Source organism: Hydrogenophaga sp. RAC07 (assembly GCF_001713375.1).
Lineage (GTDB): Bacteria > Pseudomonadota > Gammaproteobacteria > Burkholderiales > Burkholderiaceae_C > Hydrogenophaga.
Genome location: NZ_CP016449.1, coordinates 3,740,687 through 3,758,929, shown reverse-complemented (window position 1 = coordinate 3,758,929; position 18,243 = coordinate 3,740,687). Strand labels below are relative to the sequence as shown.

At 65.5% G+C, this 18,243-nt stretch carries 15 protein-coding genes and 1 pseudogene; 10 read left to right on the top strand and 6 right to left on the bottom strand.

Annotated elements, in window-relative coordinates:
* Positions 1-78: 78 nt before the first annotated feature.
* From BSY239_RS17495 to BSY239_RS17485, 3 genes are all read left to right on the top strand, one after another.
* On the top strand, positions 79-1,122 hold the full coding sequence (locus BSY239_RS17495) for an SPOR domain-containing protein (protein ID WP_083240217.1): 1,044 nt from the start codon (positions 79-81) through the stop codon (positions 1,120-1,122).
* 209 nt (positions 1,123-1,331) lie between these two features.
* Positions 1,332-2,465, top strand: a complete 1,134-nt coding sequence (locus tag BSY239_RS17490; RefSeq protein ID WP_069047919.1) for a 3-deoxy-7-phosphoheptulonate synthase — start codon at positions 1,332-1,334, stop codon at positions 2,463-2,465.
* A 73-nt stretch (positions 2,466-2,538) separates the two neighbouring features.
* Positions 2,539-2,859: a hypothetical protein gene (locus BSY239_RS17485; RefSeq protein WP_069047918.1), complete on the top strand. Its 321-nt coding sequence runs from the start codon at positions 2,539-2,541 to the stop codon at positions 2,857-2,859.
* Between the two features lie 71 nt (positions 2,860-2,930).
* On the opposite strand, the gene mpl is transcribed toward BSY239_RS17485, so the two are convergent.
* Positions 2,931-4,406 carry a UDP-N-acetylmuramate:L-alanyl-gamma-D-glutamyl-meso-diaminopimelate ligase gene (gene mpl / locus BSY239_RS17480; protein WP_069047917.1) on the bottom strand — a complete coding sequence of 492 codons (1,476 nt, stop codon included), beginning with the start codon at positions 4,404-4,406 and terminating at the stop codon, positions 2,931-2,933.
* A gap of 89 nt (positions 4,407-4,495) precedes the next feature.
* On the opposite strand from mpl, the gene BSY239_RS17475 reads away from it, so the two are divergent.
* From BSY239_RS17475 to BSY239_RS17445, 7 genes and pseudogenes are all read left to right on the top strand, one after another.
* A complete protein-coding gene (locus tag BSY239_RS17475; protein WP_069047916.1) occupies positions 4,496-5,128 on the top strand; it encodes a hypothetical protein in 633 nt (210 codons plus the stop codon).
* Positions 5,125-5,652: a TlpA family protein disulfide reductase gene (locus BSY239_RS17470; RefSeq protein WP_083240051.1), complete on the top strand. Its 528-nt coding sequence runs from the start codon at positions 5,125-5,127 to the stop codon at positions 5,650-5,652. Before BSY239_RS17475 ends, BSY239_RS17470 begins: the two co-directional genes overlap by 4 nt.
* Positions 5,653-5,902: 250 nt before the next feature.
* On the top strand, positions 5,903-6,361 hold the full coding sequence (gene accB / locus BSY239_RS17465) for an acetyl-CoA carboxylase biotin carboxyl carrier protein (RefSeq protein WP_069047914.1): 459 nt from the start codon (positions 5,903-5,905) through the stop codon (positions 6,359-6,361).
* A gap of 16 nt (positions 6,362-6,377) precedes the next feature.
* Positions 6,378-7,727 carry an acetyl-CoA carboxylase biotin carboxylase subunit gene (gene accC / locus BSY239_RS17460; RefSeq protein WP_069047913.1) on the top strand — a complete coding sequence of 450 codons (1,350 nt, stop codon included), beginning with the start codon at positions 6,378-6,380 and terminating at the stop codon, positions 7,725-7,727.
* 34 nt (positions 7,728-7,761) lie between these two features.
* Positions 7,762-8,646, top strand: coding sequence for a 50S ribosomal protein L11 methyltransferase (gene prmA / locus BSY239_RS17455; protein ID WP_069049068.1), 885 nt, complete (start codon positions 7,762-7,764; stop codon positions 8,644-8,646).
* Positions 8,647-8,677: 31 nt separating this feature from the next.
* Positions 8,678-9,664, top strand: a complete 987-nt coding sequence (locus BSY239_RS17450) for a DUF3426 domain-containing protein (RefSeq protein ID WP_083240050.1) — start codon at positions 8,678-8,680, stop codon at positions 9,662-9,664.
* Positions 9,665-9,694: 30 nt separating this feature from the next.
* Positions 9,695-10,574, top strand: a pseudogene (locus BSY239_RS17445) (carbohydrate kinase family protein).
* Between the two features lie 60 nt (positions 10,575-10,634).
* Here the strand turns inward: BSY239_RS17445 and BSY239_RS22230 are convergent.
* From BSY239_RS22230 to BSY239_RS17420, 5 genes are all read right to left on the bottom strand, one after another.
* On the bottom strand, positions 10,635-11,189 hold the full coding sequence (locus BSY239_RS22230; protein WP_083240216.1) for a histone H1-like DNA-binding protein: 555 nt from the start codon (positions 11,187-11,189) through the stop codon (positions 10,635-10,637).
* Between the two features lie 225 nt (positions 11,190-11,414).
* Entirely contained in the window at positions 11,415-12,614 is a 1,200-nt protein-coding gene (locus tag BSY239_RS17435; RefSeq protein ID WP_069047911.1) for a ribonucleotide-diphosphate reductase subunit beta, read from the bottom strand.
* 141 nt (positions 12,615-12,755) lie between these two features.
* The gene (locus tag BSY239_RS17430; RefSeq protein WP_236944098.1) at positions 12,756-15,635 is read right to left on the bottom strand and encodes a ribonucleoside-diphosphate reductase subunit alpha; all 2,880 of its coding nucleotides are present in this window, start codon (positions 15,633-15,635) and stop codon (positions 12,756-12,758) included.
* A gap of 500 nt (positions 15,636-16,135) precedes the next feature.
* Positions 16,136-16,744, bottom strand: a complete 609-nt coding sequence (gene ampD, locus BSY239_RS17425; RefSeq protein ID WP_069047909.1) for a 1,6-anhydro-N-acetylmuramyl-L-alanine amidase AmpD — start codon at positions 16,742-16,744, stop codon at positions 16,136-16,138.
* Entirely contained in the window at positions 16,734-18,236 is a 1,503-nt protein-coding gene (locus BSY239_RS17420) for a sigma-54-dependent transcriptional regulator (RefSeq protein ID WP_069047908.1), read from the bottom strand. The genes ampD and BSY239_RS17420 overlap by 11 nt, the downstream gene beginning before the upstream one ends.
* Positions 18,237-18,243 lie beyond the last annotated feature (7 nt).

The window sequence follows — 18,243 nt, the reverse complement described above, 5'->3', positions numbered from 1 at the left end:
AGGAAGCGCCCATTGTGGGCAGAACCCGTCCCCTGCGGCGATGGCAACAACCCGCATGCCGCGTGCCAGAATCGCGCCATGCCAGCCCCCTCGCAGCCCGCCGCGACCGCCCCGGAAAGCGCCACCATCGCGCTCTACCGTGCCGCTCTCGGCACGGTGAACGTCGGTCGGTACCTGCCGGTGTTCGAGCGCTTTGACGAAGAGGGCCGCGCCGGCCCCAGCTGGAACTGGGCGGCGGCGCTGCTCACGCTCAACTGGCTGGTGTTCCGCCAGCTCTGGGGGGTTGCCCTGGTGTACGTGGCCGCGGTGGAGGGCCTGGCCTTGCTGGTGCTGGGGCTGGGCCGCGAATGGCTGGCCAAGCCGTCGCTCGCGGAATGGGGATTCCTGGGCGCGATCCTGGTGTTGAGCTGTCTGATTCCCGGTGTGTATGGCAACGCCTGGCTGCACGCCGACACGCGCCGGAGCATGACGCGCGCCGTGCGCGACGCCAAGACGGTGCGCGAAGCCTGCGGTGCCCTGGCGCAACGCGCGAGCAACCGCAAACGCCTGCTGAGCCTGGTGCTCATCAACGCGGTGCTGGCTGTTGCGGCGGCGGGGGCCTACTGGGGCTTGTCTCGGTGGGTCGACGACCGGCCGGTCCTGCCCACGGAGGCGCTGCCCGAGACGGTGGCGCCTGCGGAGCCACCGCCCGTGCAGCCCGTGCCACCGACCCCTGTCCAGCCCGTTGAGCCACCACCCACGCCGTCACCCAGCGAGCCTGTGGCCGAGCCACCGCCGGTGCCACCGGCCGAACCGGTGGCCCCGCAGCCCACGGCCACATTGACGCCCGCACCCGTGGCGGCTCAAGTGCCGGCGCAACGGCCCACCGCGCCGGCGAGCCGAGCCGACCCGTTGCAGAGCTTCGCCATCAACGTCGGGCTGTTCGCCGACGCCGGCAATGCCGACCGTGTGCTCACGCGGCTGGTCGATGCCGGTCTGCCGGCCTTCATCCAGGTGGTCGACTCGCCCAATGGCCAGCGCACCCGCGTGCGTGTGGGCCCGTTCGGCAGCCGGGCACTCGCCGACGACGCGGCGGCGCGCATCCGCGCGCTCGGGCTGGACGCGGTGGTGTTCCGCCAGTAAGCCAGCCATCAGCAGCCCTGTGCTACATTGCCAACCCATGCAAGCGCGCAACTTCTTTGCCTTTTATTTTTGGTTCTCAGTCCCCGGCGGACGAGAGGCGAGGCTGTAAGCGCATCACCAGATCTCGATCAAACCGCCGGAGCCCTCAGCCCGGCGGTTTTTTTTCGTCCCCGTTCCCCACCCGCAACACCAGCCCCAGGAGCCCCGTGATGACCGCGAAACATGCCCCGACCAGCAGCGATGCCTGGCACACCCGTTCGATCGACAAGACCAGCCAGACCGACGACGAACGCATCAAGGACATCACTGTGTTGCCCCCACCCGAGCACCTGATCCGCTTCTTCCCCATCGGTGGCACACCGGTGGAGGCGCTGATCAGCCAGACCCGCCAGCGCATCCACAACATCCTGCACGGCAAGGACGACCGCCTGCTGGTGATCATCGGCCCCTGCTCGATCCACGACCCGGCGGCGGCGGTGGATTACGCGCGCCGCCTGAAGCCCCTGCGCGACAAGTACGCCGACACACTCGAGATCGTGATGCGTGTGTACTTCGAGAAGCCGCGCACCACCGTGGGCTGGAAGGGGTTGATCAACGACCCCTACCTGGACGAGAGCTACCGCATCGACGAAGGCCTGCGCATCGCGCGCCAGCTGCTGATCGAGATCAACCGCCTGGGCCTGCCGGCGGGCAGCGAGTTTCTCGACGTGATCTCGCCGCAGTACATCGGTGACCTCATCGCCTGGGGCGCCATCGGCGCGCGCACCACCGAAAGCCAGGTGCACCGCGAACTGGCCTCGGGCCTGTCGGCACCGATCGGTTTCAAGAACGGCACCGACGGGAACATCAGAATAGCCACCGACGCCATCCAGGCCGCTTCGCGTGGCCACCACTTCCTGTCCGTGCACAAGAACGGGCAGGTTGCGATCGTGCAGACCAACGGCAACAAGGACTGCCACGTGATCCTGCGCGGCGGCAAGGCGCCCAACTACGACGCTGCCAGCGTGGCCGCGTCGGTGAAAGAGCTCGAAGCCGCCAAGCTGCCACCGCGCCTGATGGTGGACTGCAGCCACGCCAACAGCAGCAAGCAGCACGAGAAGCAGCTCGATGTGGCGCGCGACATCGCGGGTCAGATCACTGGCGGCTCGCGCAGCATCTTCGGCGTGATGATCGAGAGCCACATCGAAGCCGGCGCGCAGAAGTTCACCCCGGGCAAGGACGAGGTGGGCGCGCTCAAGTACGGCCAGAGCATCACCGATGCCTGCCTGGGCTGGAGCGATTCGTTGCAGGCGCTCGAGGTGTTGTCGGGCGCGGTGCAGACCGCGCGCCAGGCCAGGGCCTGAACAGGCTGCGGGCTTTCACGGGGTTGCTCGCCACAGGCGAGGGCCACAATGGAAGCCCATCAGGAGATCCACCATGCGAAGCCAAGTCACCGTGAGCTGGGGCGCCCGCTCCACCTACCACTTCGATCTGGAAGAGGTGCAGCCCATGCCGCACGACCTGGCCCGCAGCTGGCTGGACGAGCAGTTCACCTTCCTGGGTTGTGAGCCCATCCGGCCGACCGGCAAGGTGCTCACGGCCGACAAGATCCTGGGCGTGGCCGAGGCCGTGGGCGAGGAGCGATTTCGGGACGACGCACACCGCGCGTGGGCGATGGCGTTTGCGCGGGCAGCCAGCGCTGCGCTCGCCAAACCCGTCATTTCAATCGATGTTCCCGCGCAATCGCTGAGCTACTAGCAGGGGAGCACCCCCGCGCCGCCTTCGGCCTGGCAAAGCCAGCTCCGCGATGCTCGGGCACGTGCGCTTCTTCAAGCGGCGAGCGCTTTCAGCAAACGCTCGTGCACACCGCCAAAACCACCGTTGCTCATGCAGACGATGTGGTCGCCTGCTTGAGCGGCTGACACCACCTGGGTCACCAGCTCGTCGATGTTCTTGCCCACCTGAGCCCGTGCGCCCATGGAGGCCAGGGCCTCGGTGGCGTCCCAGTCCAGCCCGCCCGAGTGGCAGAACGCGAGATCGGCCGCTTCCAGGCTCCAGGGCAGCTGCGACTTCATCGTTCCCAGCTTCATGGTGTTGCTGCGCGGTTCGAACACGGCCAGGATGCGCCCGCGTGGGCTGCCCAGGCGGCGTTGAAGTCCGTCCAGTGTGGTGCGGATGGCGGTGGGGTGGTGGGCGAAGTCGTCGTAGACGGTGATGGCACCGCCCGCGCGGGCCACGCTGCCACGGACCTCCATGCGCCGGCGCACGTTCTCGAAGCCGGCCAGCGCCCGCGCCGCATCGGCCGGGGCCACGCCCACGTGTTCGGCGGCGGCAATCGCCGCGAGTGCGTTGAGCTGGTTGTGCACGCCGCTGAGTGACCATTCCACCCGGCCCGCTGGTTTGCCCTGGTTCAGCACATCGAAAGCATGGGGTTCGCCCACGGCGGTGAAGTCGCTTACCGCCGCGCCGAAGGTGCGCAGCTCGCTCCACAGTCCCTGGTGCAACACGCGGTCCAGGCTTTCCTCCAGACCGTTGGACACCACACGCCCCGACGGCGGCACGGTGCGGATCAGGTGGTGGAACTGGCGTTCGATGGCGGCGAGGTCGTCAAAGATGTCGGCATGGTCGAACTCGAGGTTGTTCAGGATGGCCGTGCGCGGGCGGTAGTGCACGAACTTGCTGCGCTTGTCGAAGAACGCCGTGTCGTACTCGTCCGCCTCGATAACGAAAGCCCCCACGCTCCCCACTGCGTGTGGTTCGCTGCCCCCCGAGGGGGCTGTTTTGCCTTGGGGCGGCCCGGCGGCAAAACGGTTCTCGCCGGCCGCCGGTGTGCCCAGGCGGGCGGACACACCGAAGTTCAAAGGCACTCCGCCCACCAAAAAACCCGGCTGCAGGCCATTGGCCTCCAGGATCCAGGTCAGCATGGCGGTGGTGGTGGTCTTGCCGTGGGTACCGGCCACCGCCAGCACATGCCGGCCCTGCAGCACGTGTTCGGCCAGCCACTGCGGGCCGCTGGTGTAGGCCGCGCCGCTGTCCATGATGGCTTCCATCAGCGGGAACTTCGGCGTGCCGTCGGGCTTGCGCGAGCGGCTCACCACGTTGCCGATGACGAACATGTCGGGCTTGAGTGCGAGCTGGTCGGCGTCGAAGCCTTCGATCAGGTCGATGCCGAGCGCGCGCAGCTGGTCGCTCATGGGGGGGTAAACGCCGGCGTCGCAGCCGGTGACGCGGTGGCCGGCTTCGCGGGCCAGGGCGGCCAGACCGCCCATGAAGGTGCCGCAAATGCCCAGGATGTGAATGTGCATCGGGCGATTCTAGGTGGCGCCCCACCCGGGGCTTGCGGGTATGGCCGGGCAATGCCGTCCCGCGCGACATGGGCGGGCACAATCGGTGGATGGAAGCGAGCCGGGAAGACATCACCTTTGAAATTGCGGCCGTGGCCGCCCGCCTCGTGGCCGAGGAGGGCCTGGAATACGCGGCTGCGAAACGCCAGGCCGTCAAACAGCTGGGCCTGCCGTCGCGCACGGCCCTGCCCGACAACGCCACGCTGGAAGCCGCGGTGCGTGAACACATCGACATCTTCTGTGCGGACACCCAGCCCGGCGAGCTGCTGGCGCTGCGCGAGCTGGCCCTGTTGTGGATGGAGCGTCTCAAAGCTTTTCGCCCGCACCTGGGTGGATCGGTCTGGCACGGAACCGCCACGCGCCACAGCGATCTCTACATGCAGCTCTTTTGCGACGACCCGAAGGCGCCCGAGTGGGCCTTGCTCGACCACCGGGTGGAATACCACCCTGGCACGGTGAATGGCTGGCGCGGCGAGCCCGTGGACGCGCTGACCTTGCGCACCCGTTGCGACGCCCTGGGCCAGTGGGTGCTGGTTCACCTGATGGTGCACGAGCACGACGACCTGCGGGGCGCCCTCAAGCCCGATGCCCAAGGCCGCAAGCCGCGCGGCGACGCGACAGCGCTGCGGCAACGCATGGCCGAGGCACCTGACACCCCTGGATTGGACGAAACCACCCCATGACACCACAACGAAGAACCTTCCTGATGGCCGGGGTTGCCGCGGCCGCCGCCGCTGCGGGCGCCTGGCTGTCGTGGCGCCGGATCGCGCCGCAGCCCGTGTTGAGTGGCGCCGAAGCCGCGTTCTGGGCCGGTACTTTTGAAGGTCCCAACGGCGAGGCGTTGAATCTGGCGGCCATGCGCGGCCGCCCGTTGCTGGTGAATTTCTGGGCCACTTGGTGCCCGCCGTGTGTCGAAGAGCTGCCCTTGCTCAACGCATTCAACACGGCCAACGCGCCGCAAGGCTGGCAGGTGCTCGGCCTGGCGGTCGACCAGCCCAGCGCGGTGCGCGGCTTTCTGCAAAAGCTGCCGCTGAACTTCCCCGTGGGCATGGCCGGCTTCGCCGGTACCGAGCTCAGCCGCAGCCTGGGCAACCCCAGCGGCAGCTTGCCGTACACGGTGGTTTTTGGAGCAGAGGGAACAGTCTTGCACCGCAAGATCGGCAAAGTGTCCGAGAACGATCTGGCCCAGTGGGCACAGCTGGGCTGATCTTTCGCTGGCTTGGCCGACCGCTGGTCCAGTGCCGGGAATGTCAGCCCATAAAGGACTAAATTCCAGCTTCGTCGCCAAAAATGGCAATGGGCCTTGGCGCGGTGGGCTGGCCAGCCGGGTCGGTCCAAGCGTGTGCTACCGCACATCCCTTCGTGTACACTGCGGCACCCTGGACGGTGGGGGTGGGTCGACAGCCTTGAAGTTGCTCGAACTTAGAACAAATTAGCCGCTTTTCGTTGGAGAAATCATGGATTTGAGAAAACTGAAGACGCTGATCGATCTGGTGTCCGAGTCGAACGTGTCGGAACTGGAGATCACTGAAGCGGAGGGCAAGGTCCGCATCGTCAAGAGCGCGCCGGTGTCCGCCGCGGCACCCGTCACCTACAGCATGGCGCCCGCACCCGTGGCACCTCCGGTGGTGCCCGCCGTCGAAGTGGCGCCCGCAGCGGCGGCCGCGCCCGCCGAGCCGGTGGGCCACACCGTCAAGTCCCCCATGGTCGGTACTTTCTACCGCGCCTCCAGCCCGGGCGCCAAGCCCTTTGTGGAGATCGGCGACACCATCAAGGAAGGCGAGACGATCTGCATCGTCGAGGCCATGAAGATCCTCAACGAGATCGAAGCCGACAAGTCCGGCACCGTGACCAAGATCCTGGTGGACAACGGCCAGGCCGTTGAGTACGGCCAGCCTTTGTACGTGATCGAATAAAGAAGGCCCCGAGCCCATGTTCAAGAAAATCCTGATCGCCAACCGTGGAGAGATCGCACTGCGCGTGCAGCGCGCCTGCCGCGAAATGGGCATCAAGGCGGTGATGGTGTATTCCGAGGCCGACCGCGACGCCAAGTACGTACGGCTGGCCGACGAGGCTGTCTGCATCGGCCCGGCGTCCAGCGCCCACAGTTACCTCAACATGCCGGCCATCATCTCGGCCGCCGAGGTCACCGACGCCGAAGCCATCCACCCCGGCTACGGTTTCCTGTCGGAGAACGCCGACTTCGCCGAGCGTGTGGAAAAGAGCGGCTTCACCTTCATCGGCCCCTCGCCCGATTCCATCCGCCTCATGGGCGACAAGGTGTCGGCCAAGCAGGCCATGATCCGCGCCGGCGTGCCGTGCGTGCCGGGTTCAGAAGGTGCATTGCCCGACGACCCGGTGGTCATCAAGCGCACCGCCAAGGCGGTCGGTTATCCCGTGATCATCAAGGCCGCTGGCGGTGGCGGTGGGCGCGGCATGCGCGTGGTGCACACCGAAGCGGCGCTGCTGCACGCGGTGCAGACCACCAAGGCGGAAGCCGGTGCGGCGTTCGGCAACGCCGAGGTCTACATGGAGAAGTTTCTCCAGAACCCGCGCCACATCGAGATCCAGATCCTGGCCGACACGCACCGCAACGCGGTGTATCTTGGTGAGCGCGACTGCTCCATGCAGCGGCGCCACCAGAAGGTGATCGAAGAAGCACCGGCGCCGGGCATCCCGCGCCGCCTGATCGAAAAGATCGGTGAGCGTTGCGCCACCGCCTGCAAGAAGATCGGCTACCGCGGTGCCGGCACCTTCGAGTTCCTGTTCGAAAACGGCGAGTTCTATTTCATCGAGATGAACACGCGCGTGCAGGTGGAGCACCCGGTGACCGAATGGATTTCGGGCGTGGACATCGTGCGCACGCAGATCGCGGTGGCGGCTGGCGAAAAGCTGCCGTTCACGCAGCGTCAGGTTCAGCTGCGCGGACACGCCATCGAGTGCCGCATCAACGCCGAAGACGCCTACAAGTTCACGCCTTCGCCCGGCCGCATCACGACCTGGCACGCGCCGGGCGGCCCGGGTGTGCGCGTGGATTCGCACGCCTACACCAACTACTTCGTGCCACCGAACTACGACTCCATGATCGGCAAGATCATCGTGCACGGCGACACGCGCGAGCAGGCCCTGGCCCGCATGCGCACGGCGCTGGCCGAGACGGTGATCGAAGGCATCAAGACCAACATCCCGCTGCACCGCGAGTTGATGGTGGACGCCAGCTTCGTGGCCGGCGGCACCAACATCCACTACCTTGAAGAGTGGCTTTCGCAACGTGAACGCTGATCGCGCCAGTCAGACCCAGCCATCGGCCGGGTCTCTGTTTGAACTGGTCTTGATGGTGCCCGAGGCCTCGGTCGAGTCCGTGAGCGAGGCATTGGACGCGCTTGATGCCTTGAGCACCTCGGTGGAAGACGCCGACGCCATGACCGACGCCGAGCAGGCGCTGTTTGGTGAACCCGGCATGCCGCCGCCCAAGGAGGGCTGGCAGCGTTCGCGCGTGGTGGCGCTGTTTGCGTCCGAGACCGCGGCGCGCGAAGGGGCCGGGCTGCTCAAGCTGCAGGACTTCTTTTCCGGTTGCGCGGTGCTGGGTGTGCAGGCGGTGCCCGAGCAGGACTGGGTGCGGCTCACGCAGTCCCAATTCACCCCGGTGGAGATCACGCCCACCTTCTGGATCGTGCCGAGCTGGCACGAACCGCCGGCCGCGGCCGAGCAGGTGATCCGGCTCGACCCGGGCCTGGCCTTCGGCACCGGCACACACCCCACCACCCGCATGTGTCTGCGCTGGACGGCCCAGCACCCGCCGGTGGGCTCGCGTGTGCTCGACTACGGCTGTGGCTCCGGCATCCTCGCCATCGGTGCGGCCAAGTTCGGCGCGCGCGAAATCGTGGCGGTGGACATCGATCCGGCCGCCGTGGAGTCGACCCGGCTCAACGCCTCGGCCAACCACGTCACGCTGAGCGAAGGCCTGCCCGACATCGCCCGGGGTGAACACGATCTTGTGCTGGCCAACATCCTGGCCACGCCGCTGAAGGTGCTGGCACCGCTGTTGTGCTCGCATGTGCGCTCCGGTGGACACCTGGTGCTCGCGGGCATTCTGGCGCGACAGGCCGAGGAGTTGATCGAGGCCTATGCACCCTGGGTGGCGTTGCAGGTCAGCGACGAAGAAGAGGGCTGGATCCTCATGACCGCGGTCAAGGCCTGAGCCGCAGCGCAGCGCCCCCGATAATCGGCGCATGAGTTTCACCACCCGTTGTCCGGCCTGCGGAACGACCTTCAGGATCGTTGCCGATCAACTGAAGATCTCCGAAGGCTGGGTGCGTTGTGGCCACTGCGCCGATGTGTTCGACGCCACGCTCTATCTGGAGCCCTGGACGCCGGACGCGCCAGCTACTGCCGGAGATGCTCCCACTCCCGGGCCGTCAGATCCGTCGCCTCAACTCACCGCCGCCAGCGACCCGGCTGAGGACGAACTGGTCACCCGGCCGCCCATGCCACTGCCCGACGAGCTGCGCGCAGAGACACCCGAGGATGCCGACTTCAGCACCGAACTCCAGCGATTCGCCGCTGCCAAGGCCGCCGCGGATGCATCGGTGGCCACGGCCAAGGCAGAGGCCACCGTTTCCAGAAGTCCATCGCCTGCGGCGCCAGCACCCGTCGACGAGCCCGACGACGAAGTCGCCATGGCACCCGAACCCGAAGCCGTGCCGGGGTTTGTGCGCCAGGCCCGCAAGCGCGCCTTCTGGCAGTCGCCCGGTGTGCGCATCGGCTTGTCCTTGCTGGTCTTGTTGCTCGGTGCTTTGCTCGCCACGCAATGGGCGCTGCACGAGCGAGACCGGCTCGCCGCCTGGCGTCCTGACCTGAAACCGCTGCTGGAGCAGGTCTGTGCGCCGCTGGGCTGCCGTGTGGGACCGGTGCGCAACATCGAAGCCATCGTGATCGACAGCTCAGCGCTGGTTCGCAGGCTCGGCAACTTCCATTCGTTCGATCTCGTGCTCAAGAACACGTCCGACATGGCGCTCGCCTTGCCGGCGCTGGAACTGAGCCTGACCGACACGCGCGATCAGGTCATTTCGCGCCGCGTGTTCCTGCCCGAAGAATGGCCCGATGCTCCCGAGGTGCTGCCGGCACAGGGCTCGCTGACCGTGAGCTTTCGCCTGTCGCTTTCGGTCGGTGAAGCCACGCCCATGGCCGGCTACCGCGCGCTCGTCTTTTATCCCTGACACCTCTCAACCCTCTGGATCCATCCCACCATGCCCATTCTTGTTTGCGGCTCACTCGCCTTCGACACCATCATGACCTTCGAGGGGCGCTTTGCCGAGCAGATACTGCCCAGCCAGTTGCACATCCTCAACGTGTCCTTTCTGGTGCCCGCTCTGCGGCGTGAATACGGTGGCTGCGCCGGCAACATCGCCTACGGCTTGCGCCAGCTGCGTGCCCTTGGCCACGCTGGGCAACGATGGCCAGGAATACCTGGAACGGCTGCGTTCGCTGGGCGTGGACACCGCGCATGTGAACAGCGCGATCGAGAGCTACACCGCGCAGGCCATGATCATGACCGACCGCGACAACAACCAGATCACCGCGTTCCACCCTGGCGCCATGTCGATGGCCCATGAGAACCGGGTGCCCGCGCGCACCGACATCTCGGTGGCCATCATCTCGCCCGATGGTCGCGACGCCATGCTGACCCATGCGCAGCAGTTGCACGCCGCAGGTGTGCCCTTTGTGTTCGATCCGGGGCAGGGCCTGCCCATGTTCAACGGTGACGAGCTCAAACAGTTCATCGAGCTGGCGACCTGGATCACGGTGAATGACTACGAAGGCAAGATGCTGTCCGACCGCACCGGCTGGTCGTTCGAAGACATCGCATCGCGCGTGCGTGGTCTCATCGTCACGCTGGCCGAGCACGGTTGCGAGGTGTGGGAGGGGGGGCAGAAGACCATGGTGCCGGGTGTGAAGGCCACCGAAGTGGTTGACCCCACGGGTTGTGGTGATGCGTTCCGCGCGGCGCTGCTGCATGGACTGGAGCAGGGCTGGTCGCTGGCGCGTTGCGCCGAGCTGGGCAACCGCATGGGTGCGGCCAAGATCTCGACCCGCGGTGGTCAGAACTACACCGCACCTGCGCCCTGAAGCGGACATGAAAAAGCCCGGCGCTTTCGCGCCGGGCTGCAAGTCATCGCAAGGACGACTTCAGGGCTTGCTGGACGTGGGAAACGGCCAGGCAGCCTGAGGGTTGAGCTTCGTCTGAGCCGCAGGAGCAGCAGGGGCCGCCGGCTTCTTGGCCGGCTCAGCTTTTTTTGCTGGGGCTGCCTTCGCGACGGCGGCCTTCTTGGCCGGAGCTGCCTTCTTTGCAGGTGCTGCTTTTTTCGCAGCAGGCTTCGCAGCTTTCTTCGCTGGGGCGGCCTTCTTCGCAGGCGCTGCTTTTTTCGCAGCAGGCTTCTTGGCAGCAGCTTTCTTCGCTGGTGCGGCCTTCTTGGCGACAGGCTTCTTCGCAGCGGCTTTCTTCGCCGGTGCAGCCTTCTTCACCGCTGGCTTTTTGGCAGCAGCTTTTTTCGCTGGTGCAGCCTTCTTGGCGACGGGCTTCTTCGCAGCAGCTTTCTTCGCTGGTGCAGCCTTCTTCGCGACGACTTTCTTAGCCGGTGCGGCTTTCTTCGCAGGAGCTGCTTTCTTCGCAGCGACTTTTTTGGCCGGGGCGGCCTTTTTTGCCACAGCTTTTTTAGCCGGGGCTTTTTTCGCAGTTGCCATTGTTTTCTCCTTGATCAAGTTGCAAAGAGCACTTCATCCGGTCACTGTGCCGGTGAAGTGATTCAACGCGCTGGAGCCGTGTGGATGCATCCACGGCTGGCCCCAAGGTGTTGAATCCTGTGACAAAACCCTGCTCACGGCACCGAGGTGACTGAAGCAAGGTTTTGAAATGTCGAAACGCATGTGAGATGGGTTCAATTGGGCAGTGCGACCCCGGCCGTGGCATCAGTCCCAGGACAGGGCGCCGCCCGTCTGGTATTCGATCACGCGGGTTTCGAAGAAATTGCGTTCCTTCTTGAGGTCGATCATCTCGCTCATCCAGGGGAACGGGTTCTCTTCGTTCGGGAACATGGGCTCCAGGCCGATCTGCGTGGCACGCCGGTTGGCGATGTAGCGCAGGTAGCCTTTGAACATGGAGGCGTTCATGCCGAGCACGCCGCGCGGCATGGTGTCTTCGGCGTAGCGGTACTCGAGCTCGACGGCCTTGAGGAACAGCTGCTTGATCTCTTCCTTGAACTCGGCCGTCCACAGCATCGGGTTCTCCATCTTGATCGCGTTGATCAGGTCGATGCCGAAGTTGCAGTGCATGGACTCGTCGCGCAGGATGTACTGGTACTGCTCGGCGGCACCGGTCATCTTGTTCTGGCGGCCCAGCGCGAGGATCTGTGTGAAGCCGACGTAGAAGAACAGGCCTTCCATGAGGCAGGCGAAAACGATCAGGCTCTTCAGGAGTCGCTGGTCGGTCTCGGGCGTGCCGGTGTGGAAGTTCGGGTCCATGATCGCTTCGATGAAGGGGATCAGGAACTCGTCCTTGTCACGGATCGACTGGACTTCGTTGTAGGCGTTGAAGATCTCGGACTCGTCCAGACCCAGCGACTCCACGATGTATTGGTAAGCGTGCGTGTGGATCGCTTCTTCAAAGGCCTGGCGCAGCAGGAACTGGCGGCACTCGGGCGCGGTGATGTGGCGGTAGGTGCCCAGCACGATGTTGTTGGCGGCGAGCGAATCGGCGGTGACGAAGAAGCCGAGGTTGCGCTTGACGATGCGGCGCTCGTCGTCGGTCAGACCGTTGGGATCCTTCCAGAGCGCGATGTCGCGGCTCATGTTCACTTCCTGCGGCATCCAGTGGTTGGCGCAAGTAGCGAGGTATTTTTCCCAGGCCCACTTGTACTTGAACGGCACCAACTGGTTGACGTCGGTCTGGCCGTTGATGATGCGTTTGTCGGCAGCGTTGACGCGATGGCCTGCAGCGGCTGCCACAGGCGCCTTCGCTGGCGCAACGTTCGAAGAGAAAGAGGGAGCGATGGAAGCGGAGGAGGCGGTGCGCTCACTCGACAGTGAGGCTTGCAGACCCTGCATGCTGGAGGGCATGGGGTTGTTCGCTGGCTTCGTGGAGGGCGTGGTGTGATCGTCCCAGGTCAACATAGGTGTTTCCAATTCCTCGGATTATCAAAGTGTCTGCATGAATTGCAAAGTGATCGTGTGTGCTGCGCCGTGTTTGTGTTGCTGTGTTGCATCGATTGAAGACCGATGTGACTCAGCACACACAACACAGCGACGTGTCTTTCACTGACACGCTTCGCAACCGGGGTCGTCGATTGCGCAGAACTTGATGTCGGTGGCGGGCACGTCAGACGCGGTTGCAGTGGATGCCGCGGCTGCATTCGCCGCGGTGGTCGCGGCCATACCGGCGGTGGTGGCGTCGAGCGACACGGCGTTGAGTTGGCCTGTGCGACCGGTGGATTTTTCGGCTTGTGTGGCCGAGGTCGTGCGCAGGTAATAGGTGGTCTTGAGACCACGCAGCCACGCGAGCTTGTAGGTGTCGTCAAGCTTCTTGCCCGAGGCGCCGGCCATGTAGATGTTCAGGCTCTGCGCCTGGTCGATCCACTTCTGGCGACGCGCCGCAGCTTCCACCAGCCACAGCGGTTCCACTTCAAACGCAGTGGCGTACAGCGCCTTCACTTCTTGTGGCACGCGGTCGATCGGACGCAGCGAACCGTCGAAGTGCTTGAGGTCCATGACCATCACGTCGTCCCACAGGCCCAGGCGCTTGAGGTCCTTCACCAGGTAGCCGTTGATGACGGTGAATTCACCCGAGAGGTTGGACTTCACCGAGAGGTTGCCGAAGCAGGGCTCGATGGAGGCGTCCACGCCGATGATGTTGGAGATGGTCGCGGTCGGTGCGATGGCCACGCAGTTGGAGTTGCGCATGCCGTCAGTGGCGATCTTCTGGCGCAGTGCGTCCCAGTTCATGCTGACCGAGCGGTCCACGTCCACATAACCACCGCGCTCGCGCGACAGCAGGTCGAGCGTGTCGGGCGGGAGGATGCCCTGGTCCCACAGCGAGCCTTTGTAGCTGGCGTAGCGGCCGCGCTCGCGGGCGAGTTCGGTGGAAGCCCAGTAGGCGTAGTAGCAAACGGCTTCCATCGAACGGTCGGCGAACTCCACCGCGTCATTGGAGGCGTAGGGAATGCGCAGTTCGTACAGCGCATCCTGGAAGCCCATGACACCCAGGCCCACCGGGCGGTGGCGCATGTTGGAGTCGCGCGCTTTCTTGACGGCGTAGTAGTTGATGTCGATCACGTTGTCGAGCATGCGCATCGCGGTCTTGATGGTGACCTGCAGCTTGTCGTGGTCGAGCACCTTGACGCCGTCGTCCGTGTGCTTGATGTGGTTGAGCAGGTTGACCGAGCCCAGGTTGCACACGGCGGTTTCGGTGTCGCTGGTGTTGAGCGTGATCTCGGTGCAGAGGTTGGAGCTGTGCACCACGCCGGCGTGTTGCTGCGGGCTGCGCACGTTGCAGGCGTCCTTGAAGGTGATCCAGGGGTGGCCGGTCTCGAACAGCATCGAGAGCATCTTGCGCCACATGTCGGTGGCGGGCACCTTGCGGTAGGGCTTGATCTCGCCGCGTGCGGCCTTTTCTTCGTAGGCCACGTAGGCCTTCTCGAAGTCGGCACCGAACAGGTCGTGCAGGTCGGGCACGCTGTTGGGCGAGAACAGGCTCCACTCGCCTTTTTCCATCACGCGCTTCATGAACAGGTCGGGAATCCAGTTCGCCGTGTTCATGTCGTGGGTGCGGCGGCGGTCGTCGCCGGTGTTCTTGCGCAGCTCCAGGAATTCCTCGATGTCCAGGTGCCAGGTCTCCAGGTAGGTGCAGACCGCGCCCTTGCGCTTGCCGCCCTGGTTCACTGCCACGGCGGTGTCGTTGACGACTTTCAGGAACGGCACGACGCCTTGCGACTCGCCGTTGGTGCCCTTGATGTGGCTGCCCAGGGCGCGCACGCGGGTCCAGTCGTTGCCCAGGCCGCCGGCGAACTTGGAGAGCAGCGCGTTTTCCTTGATCGACTCGTAGATGCCGTCGAGGTCGTCGGGCACGGTGGTCAGGTAGCAGCTGGAGAGCTGCGAGCGCAGGGTGCCACTGTTGAACAGGGTGGGGGTGGACGACATGAAGTCGAACGAGGACAGCACTTCGTAGAACTCGATGGCGCGCGCCTCGCGGTCGATCTCGTTGAGCGACAGGCCCATGGCCACGCGCATGAAGAACGACTGGGGCAACTCGATGCGAGTCTTGCGCACGTGCAGGAAGTAGCGGTCATACAGCGTCTGCAGGCCGAGGTAGTCGAACTGCAGGTCGCGCTCGGGCTTGAGCGCGGCGCCCAGGCGGGCCAGGTCGAACTGCAGCAGGCGTTCGTCGAGCAGGTCGTTGTCCACGCCCTTCTTGATGAACTGCGGGAAGTAGTCGGCGTAGCGCGCACCCATCTCGGTGGAGGGCACTTCTTCGCCCATGACTTCCTTGACGATGGTGTGCAGCAGCAGACGCGCGGTGGCGTAGGTGTAGTCGGGATCTTTTTCGATCAGCGTGCGGGCGGCCAGGATGGAGGCCTTGTAGACCTCTTCGATCGGCACACCGTCGTACAGGTTGCGCTTGGTCTCGGCCACGATCGGGTCGGGCTGGACATCCTTGCCCAGACCTTTGCAGGCGTCGGCGATCAGGGCTTGCAGGCGCTGCAGGTCCAGCGGCACGCGCTGGCCGCCATCGATCACGTGGAGCAGGGCTTCCGCCGGCTTGGCCACTTCGGCCTGGTGGGCGCGCTCTTGCGTGCGACGCTCGCGGTACAGCACATACGCGCGGGCCACTTCGTGGTGGCTGCTGCGCATCAGGCCGAGTTCGACCTGGTCCTGCACGTCTTCAATGTGGAAGGTGCCGCCACCGGGGCGCGAGCGCATCAGCGCCTTGACCACCGCGCCGGTGAGTTCGTCGACCGTTTCGCGCACGCTGGCCGAGGCCGCGCCCTGGGTGCCGTGCACCGCCAGGAAGGCCTTCATCATGGCCACGGCGATCTTGCTGGGTTCGAAGGACACCACCGCGCCGTTGCGGCGGATGATCTGGTACTGGGCGAACACCGAGCTGTTCGTGGCGGCGGGCGCCGAGGTGGATGAACCCATGGGCTGCTTCGGGGAGGCGGACGGTGTGGCGGGAGTGGGGGAAGCGGTCAGCATGGTTCCTCTTTCATTTGTTGTGATGGGCCTGCTCGCAAGGCACGGGGTCGGGGAGCAAGACGTTCGGTTTCAGTTCGGGATCGCGGCGTTGCTCGGGGCGCCAGAAAGTTCTCAGCGGGGGTGAAAACGGGCCGGAACAACGTGGACTGTGTCGAAACTGGAAACGCAGAGCACACACTATATCTGGTGTGTGGATGGTCTTCAAGCCACTACAGGTAGTGTCTCGAGAAAAAACCTTCCCGATGGCGAGTGCCCCGTTTTGGTGATCCCGACGGGCGTTCGATCAGGGTGTGCGCAGCAATGGGCCAGCGTCGCGCCGGAGCGCCCGAAAAAACTGGGCGCCGCGTTTCAGGCGCAGCAACGGCGGGCCTTCCGGCGCGATTTGCGTGTGAATGCCGCTGCCCGCTTGTGCATGCGAGGCGGACGGTCCCGCCTGGATCGTGACGTCAGCCGCCAGGTGGGTTTGCGCCGGTCATCGTCTCGGGAAAATACGCCAGCGACCAACCCAGCTCGTGTTGCAAACGAGCCCAGTCGAATCCTGGTCCCGGGTCCTGTTTGCGACCGGGAGCGATGTGTTCGTGGCCCGCGATGTGGGCCACCGGATATCGCTCCCGCAGGTGGCGGCACAACTGCCCCAGGGTGGCGTACTGCGCGTTCTCGAACGACTCACCTTCCAGGCCTTCGAGTTCGATGCCGATGGAGTCGTCGTTGCAGTTGTCCCGGCCGCGCCAGCAAGATGCGCCCGCGTGCCAGGCGCGCGCATCGGCGTCGACGAACTGCACCAGTTCACCGTCGCGGCGGATGAAAAAATGCGCCGACACTTCCATGCCCCGGATCTGCCCGAAGTAGGGGTGGGCGTCCCAGTCCAGCGTGTTGGTGAAGAGCTGTTCGACCTCGGGTCCGCCATACACACCTGGCGGCAGACTGATGGAGTGCAGCACGATCAGGTCGATCTGCGCACCCTCGGGCCGGGGGCCTTGGTTGGGGGACGGGCAGTGACGCGCTGTGGCCAGCCACCCGCCAGTCCACGACCCGGCGTCTGCTTCAGGCCGCATCGTCGTCGCTGGAGGGCATGGCGATGCCCAGGCGCTGGATGCGGTAGCGCATCTGCCGCAGGTTCAGACCCAGCCGCGCCGCGGCGGCCGTGCGGTTGAAGTCGCATTCGCGCAGGGCCTTGAGCAAGACCTGCTTTTCCTGCTCGTCCAGATAGGACTGCAGGTCGGTCGGAATCTCGTCGGAAGCGCGCGCAGGGGGCGAGTTGGCCAGCGCCGAATCCGGCAGCTGGTCGGGTTGGGTGGGGATCTCGTCCGTGTCGTCGGTGTCGCCGAAGTCTTCGGGCTCCAGTTGGTCGCCGCTGCTCAGCGCCAGCGCGCGCTGCAACAGGTTCTCCAGTTCGCGCACGTTGCCGGGCAGGTCGCGGGCCTTGATCCAGTCCAGCGCCCGGGTCGAGAGTTCGGGCGCGGCCTGGCCGGACTCGACGCAGATGCGTTGCAGCAGGGCGTGCGCGAGTTCGGGCAGGTCGTCGCGCCGCTCGCGCAGCGAGGGTGTGCGCAGCTCGATTACATTGAGTCGGTAGAACAGGTCCTGGCGGAACTGCCCGCCTTGAACCAGCGCGCTCAGGTCGCGGTGCGTGGCGCTCACGAGCCGCACGTCCACCGCTTCTTCCTGCACACCACCGAGCGCGCGCACGCGCCGCTCCTGGATCACACGCAGCAGCTTGGCCTGCATGGCCAGCGGCAGGTCGCCGATTTCGTCGAGGAACAGGGTGCCGCCTTTGGCCGCCTGAAAGTAGCCTTCGCGGTCTTGCGTGGCGCCGGTGTAGGCGCCCTTGCGTGCACCGAAAAATTCGGCCTCGATGAGGTTCTCGGGAATGGCGCCGCAGTTCACCGCCACAAACGGGCCGCCGCTGCGGTGGCTGCAGTCGTGCACCGCGCGCGCCACCAGTTCCTTGCCGGTACCCGACTCGCCCAGGATCAACACGGGCGCCATGCTGGTGGCCACCTTCTCGATGCGGCCCTTGATCTGCACGATGCTGGCCGCGCGGCCGACGATGCGGGAGAGTGCCTTCAGGCCCGAGGGCGGGGGCGGTGCGCTGCGCATGGGTTCACTGGTGGCCACGCCATTGCCTGCACGAGCCAGCTGACCCATGAGCGGGTGACGCTGGCTCTGCACGGCTTGCGTCACGGCGTTGCGCAGCTGCTTGAGATCCACCGGTTTGGTGAGGTAGTCGAAGGCGCCGGCCTTGAGCGACTCCACCGCGTTGTCGGCCGAACCGAACGCGGTGATGACGATGCACTTCTCGGTGCGCTGGGCCTCGGTCAGTTCGCGCAGCAAGTCCAGCCCCAGCCCGTCGGGCAGGCGCATGTCGGAGATCGGCACGTCAAAGCGTTGCTGGGCCAGCCACTCGCGCGCCTGCGCCAGGTCCGCAGCCGCCACCACGGCGTGGCCTTCGCGCAGCAGGGTGAGCTCGTAGAGCGTGCGCAGGTCGGGCTCGTCGTCAACAACGAGCACGGAGGCCGAACTGGAAGAGTTGGGGAGGGAAGCCATGGGGTGA

Excerpts from the sequence above, each read along its gene's own strand:
- mpl (WP_069047917.1), bottom strand. The coding sequence starts at position 4,406 with ATGCACATTCACATCCTGGGCATTTGCGGCACCTTCATGGGCGGTCTG.
- BSY239_RS17495 (WP_083240217.1), top strand. The coding sequence starts at position 79 with ATGCCAGCCCCCTCGCAGCCCGCCGCGACCGCCCCGGAAAGCGCCACC.
- BSY239_RS17420 (WP_069047908.1), bottom strand. The coding sequence starts at position 18,236 with ATGGCTTCCCTCCCCAACTCTTCCAGTTCGGCCTCCGTGCTCGTTGTT.
- BSY239_RS17450 (WP_083240050.1), top strand. The coding sequence starts at position 8,678 with ATGAGTTTCACCACCCGTTGTCCGGCCTGCGGAACGACCTTCAGGATC.
- BSY239_RS17435 (WP_069047911.1), bottom strand. The coding sequence starts at position 12,614 with ATGTTGACCTGGGACGATCACACCACGCCCTCCACGAAGCCAGCGAAC.
- BSY239_RS17470 (WP_083240051.1), top strand. The coding sequence starts at position 5,125 with ATGACACCACAACGAAGAACCTTCCTGATGGCCGGGGTTGCCGCGGCC.
- accB (WP_069047914.1), top strand. The coding sequence starts at position 5,903 with ATGGATTTGAGAAAACTGAAGACGCTGATCGATCTGGTGTCCGAGTCG.
- ampD (WP_069047909.1), bottom strand. The coding sequence starts at position 16,744 with ATGCGGCCTGAAGCAGACGCCGGGTCGTGGACTGGCGGGTGGCTGGCC.
- BSY239_RS17475 (WP_069047916.1), top strand. The coding sequence starts at position 4,496 with ATGGAAGCGAGCCGGGAAGACATCACCTTTGAAATTGCGGCCGTGGCC.
- accC (WP_069047913.1), top strand. The coding sequence starts at position 6,378 with ATGTTCAAGAAAATCCTGATCGCCAACCGTGGAGAGATCGCACTGCGC.
- BSY239_RS17490 (WP_069047919.1), top strand. The coding sequence starts at position 1,332 with ATGACCGCGAAACATGCCCCGACCAGCAGCGATGCCTGGCACACCCGT.
- BSY239_RS17485 (WP_069047918.1), top strand. The coding sequence starts at position 2,539 with ATGCGAAGCCAAGTCACCGTGAGCTGGGGCGCCCGCTCCACCTACCAC.
- BSY239_RS17430 (WP_236944098.1), bottom strand. The coding sequence starts at position 15,635 with ATGGGTTCATCCACCTCGGCGCCCGCCGCCACGAACAGCTCGGTGTTC.
- BSY239_RS22230 (WP_083240216.1), bottom strand. The coding sequence starts at position 11,189 with ATGGCAACTGCGAAAAAAGCCCCGGCTAAAAAAGCTGTGGCAAAAAAG.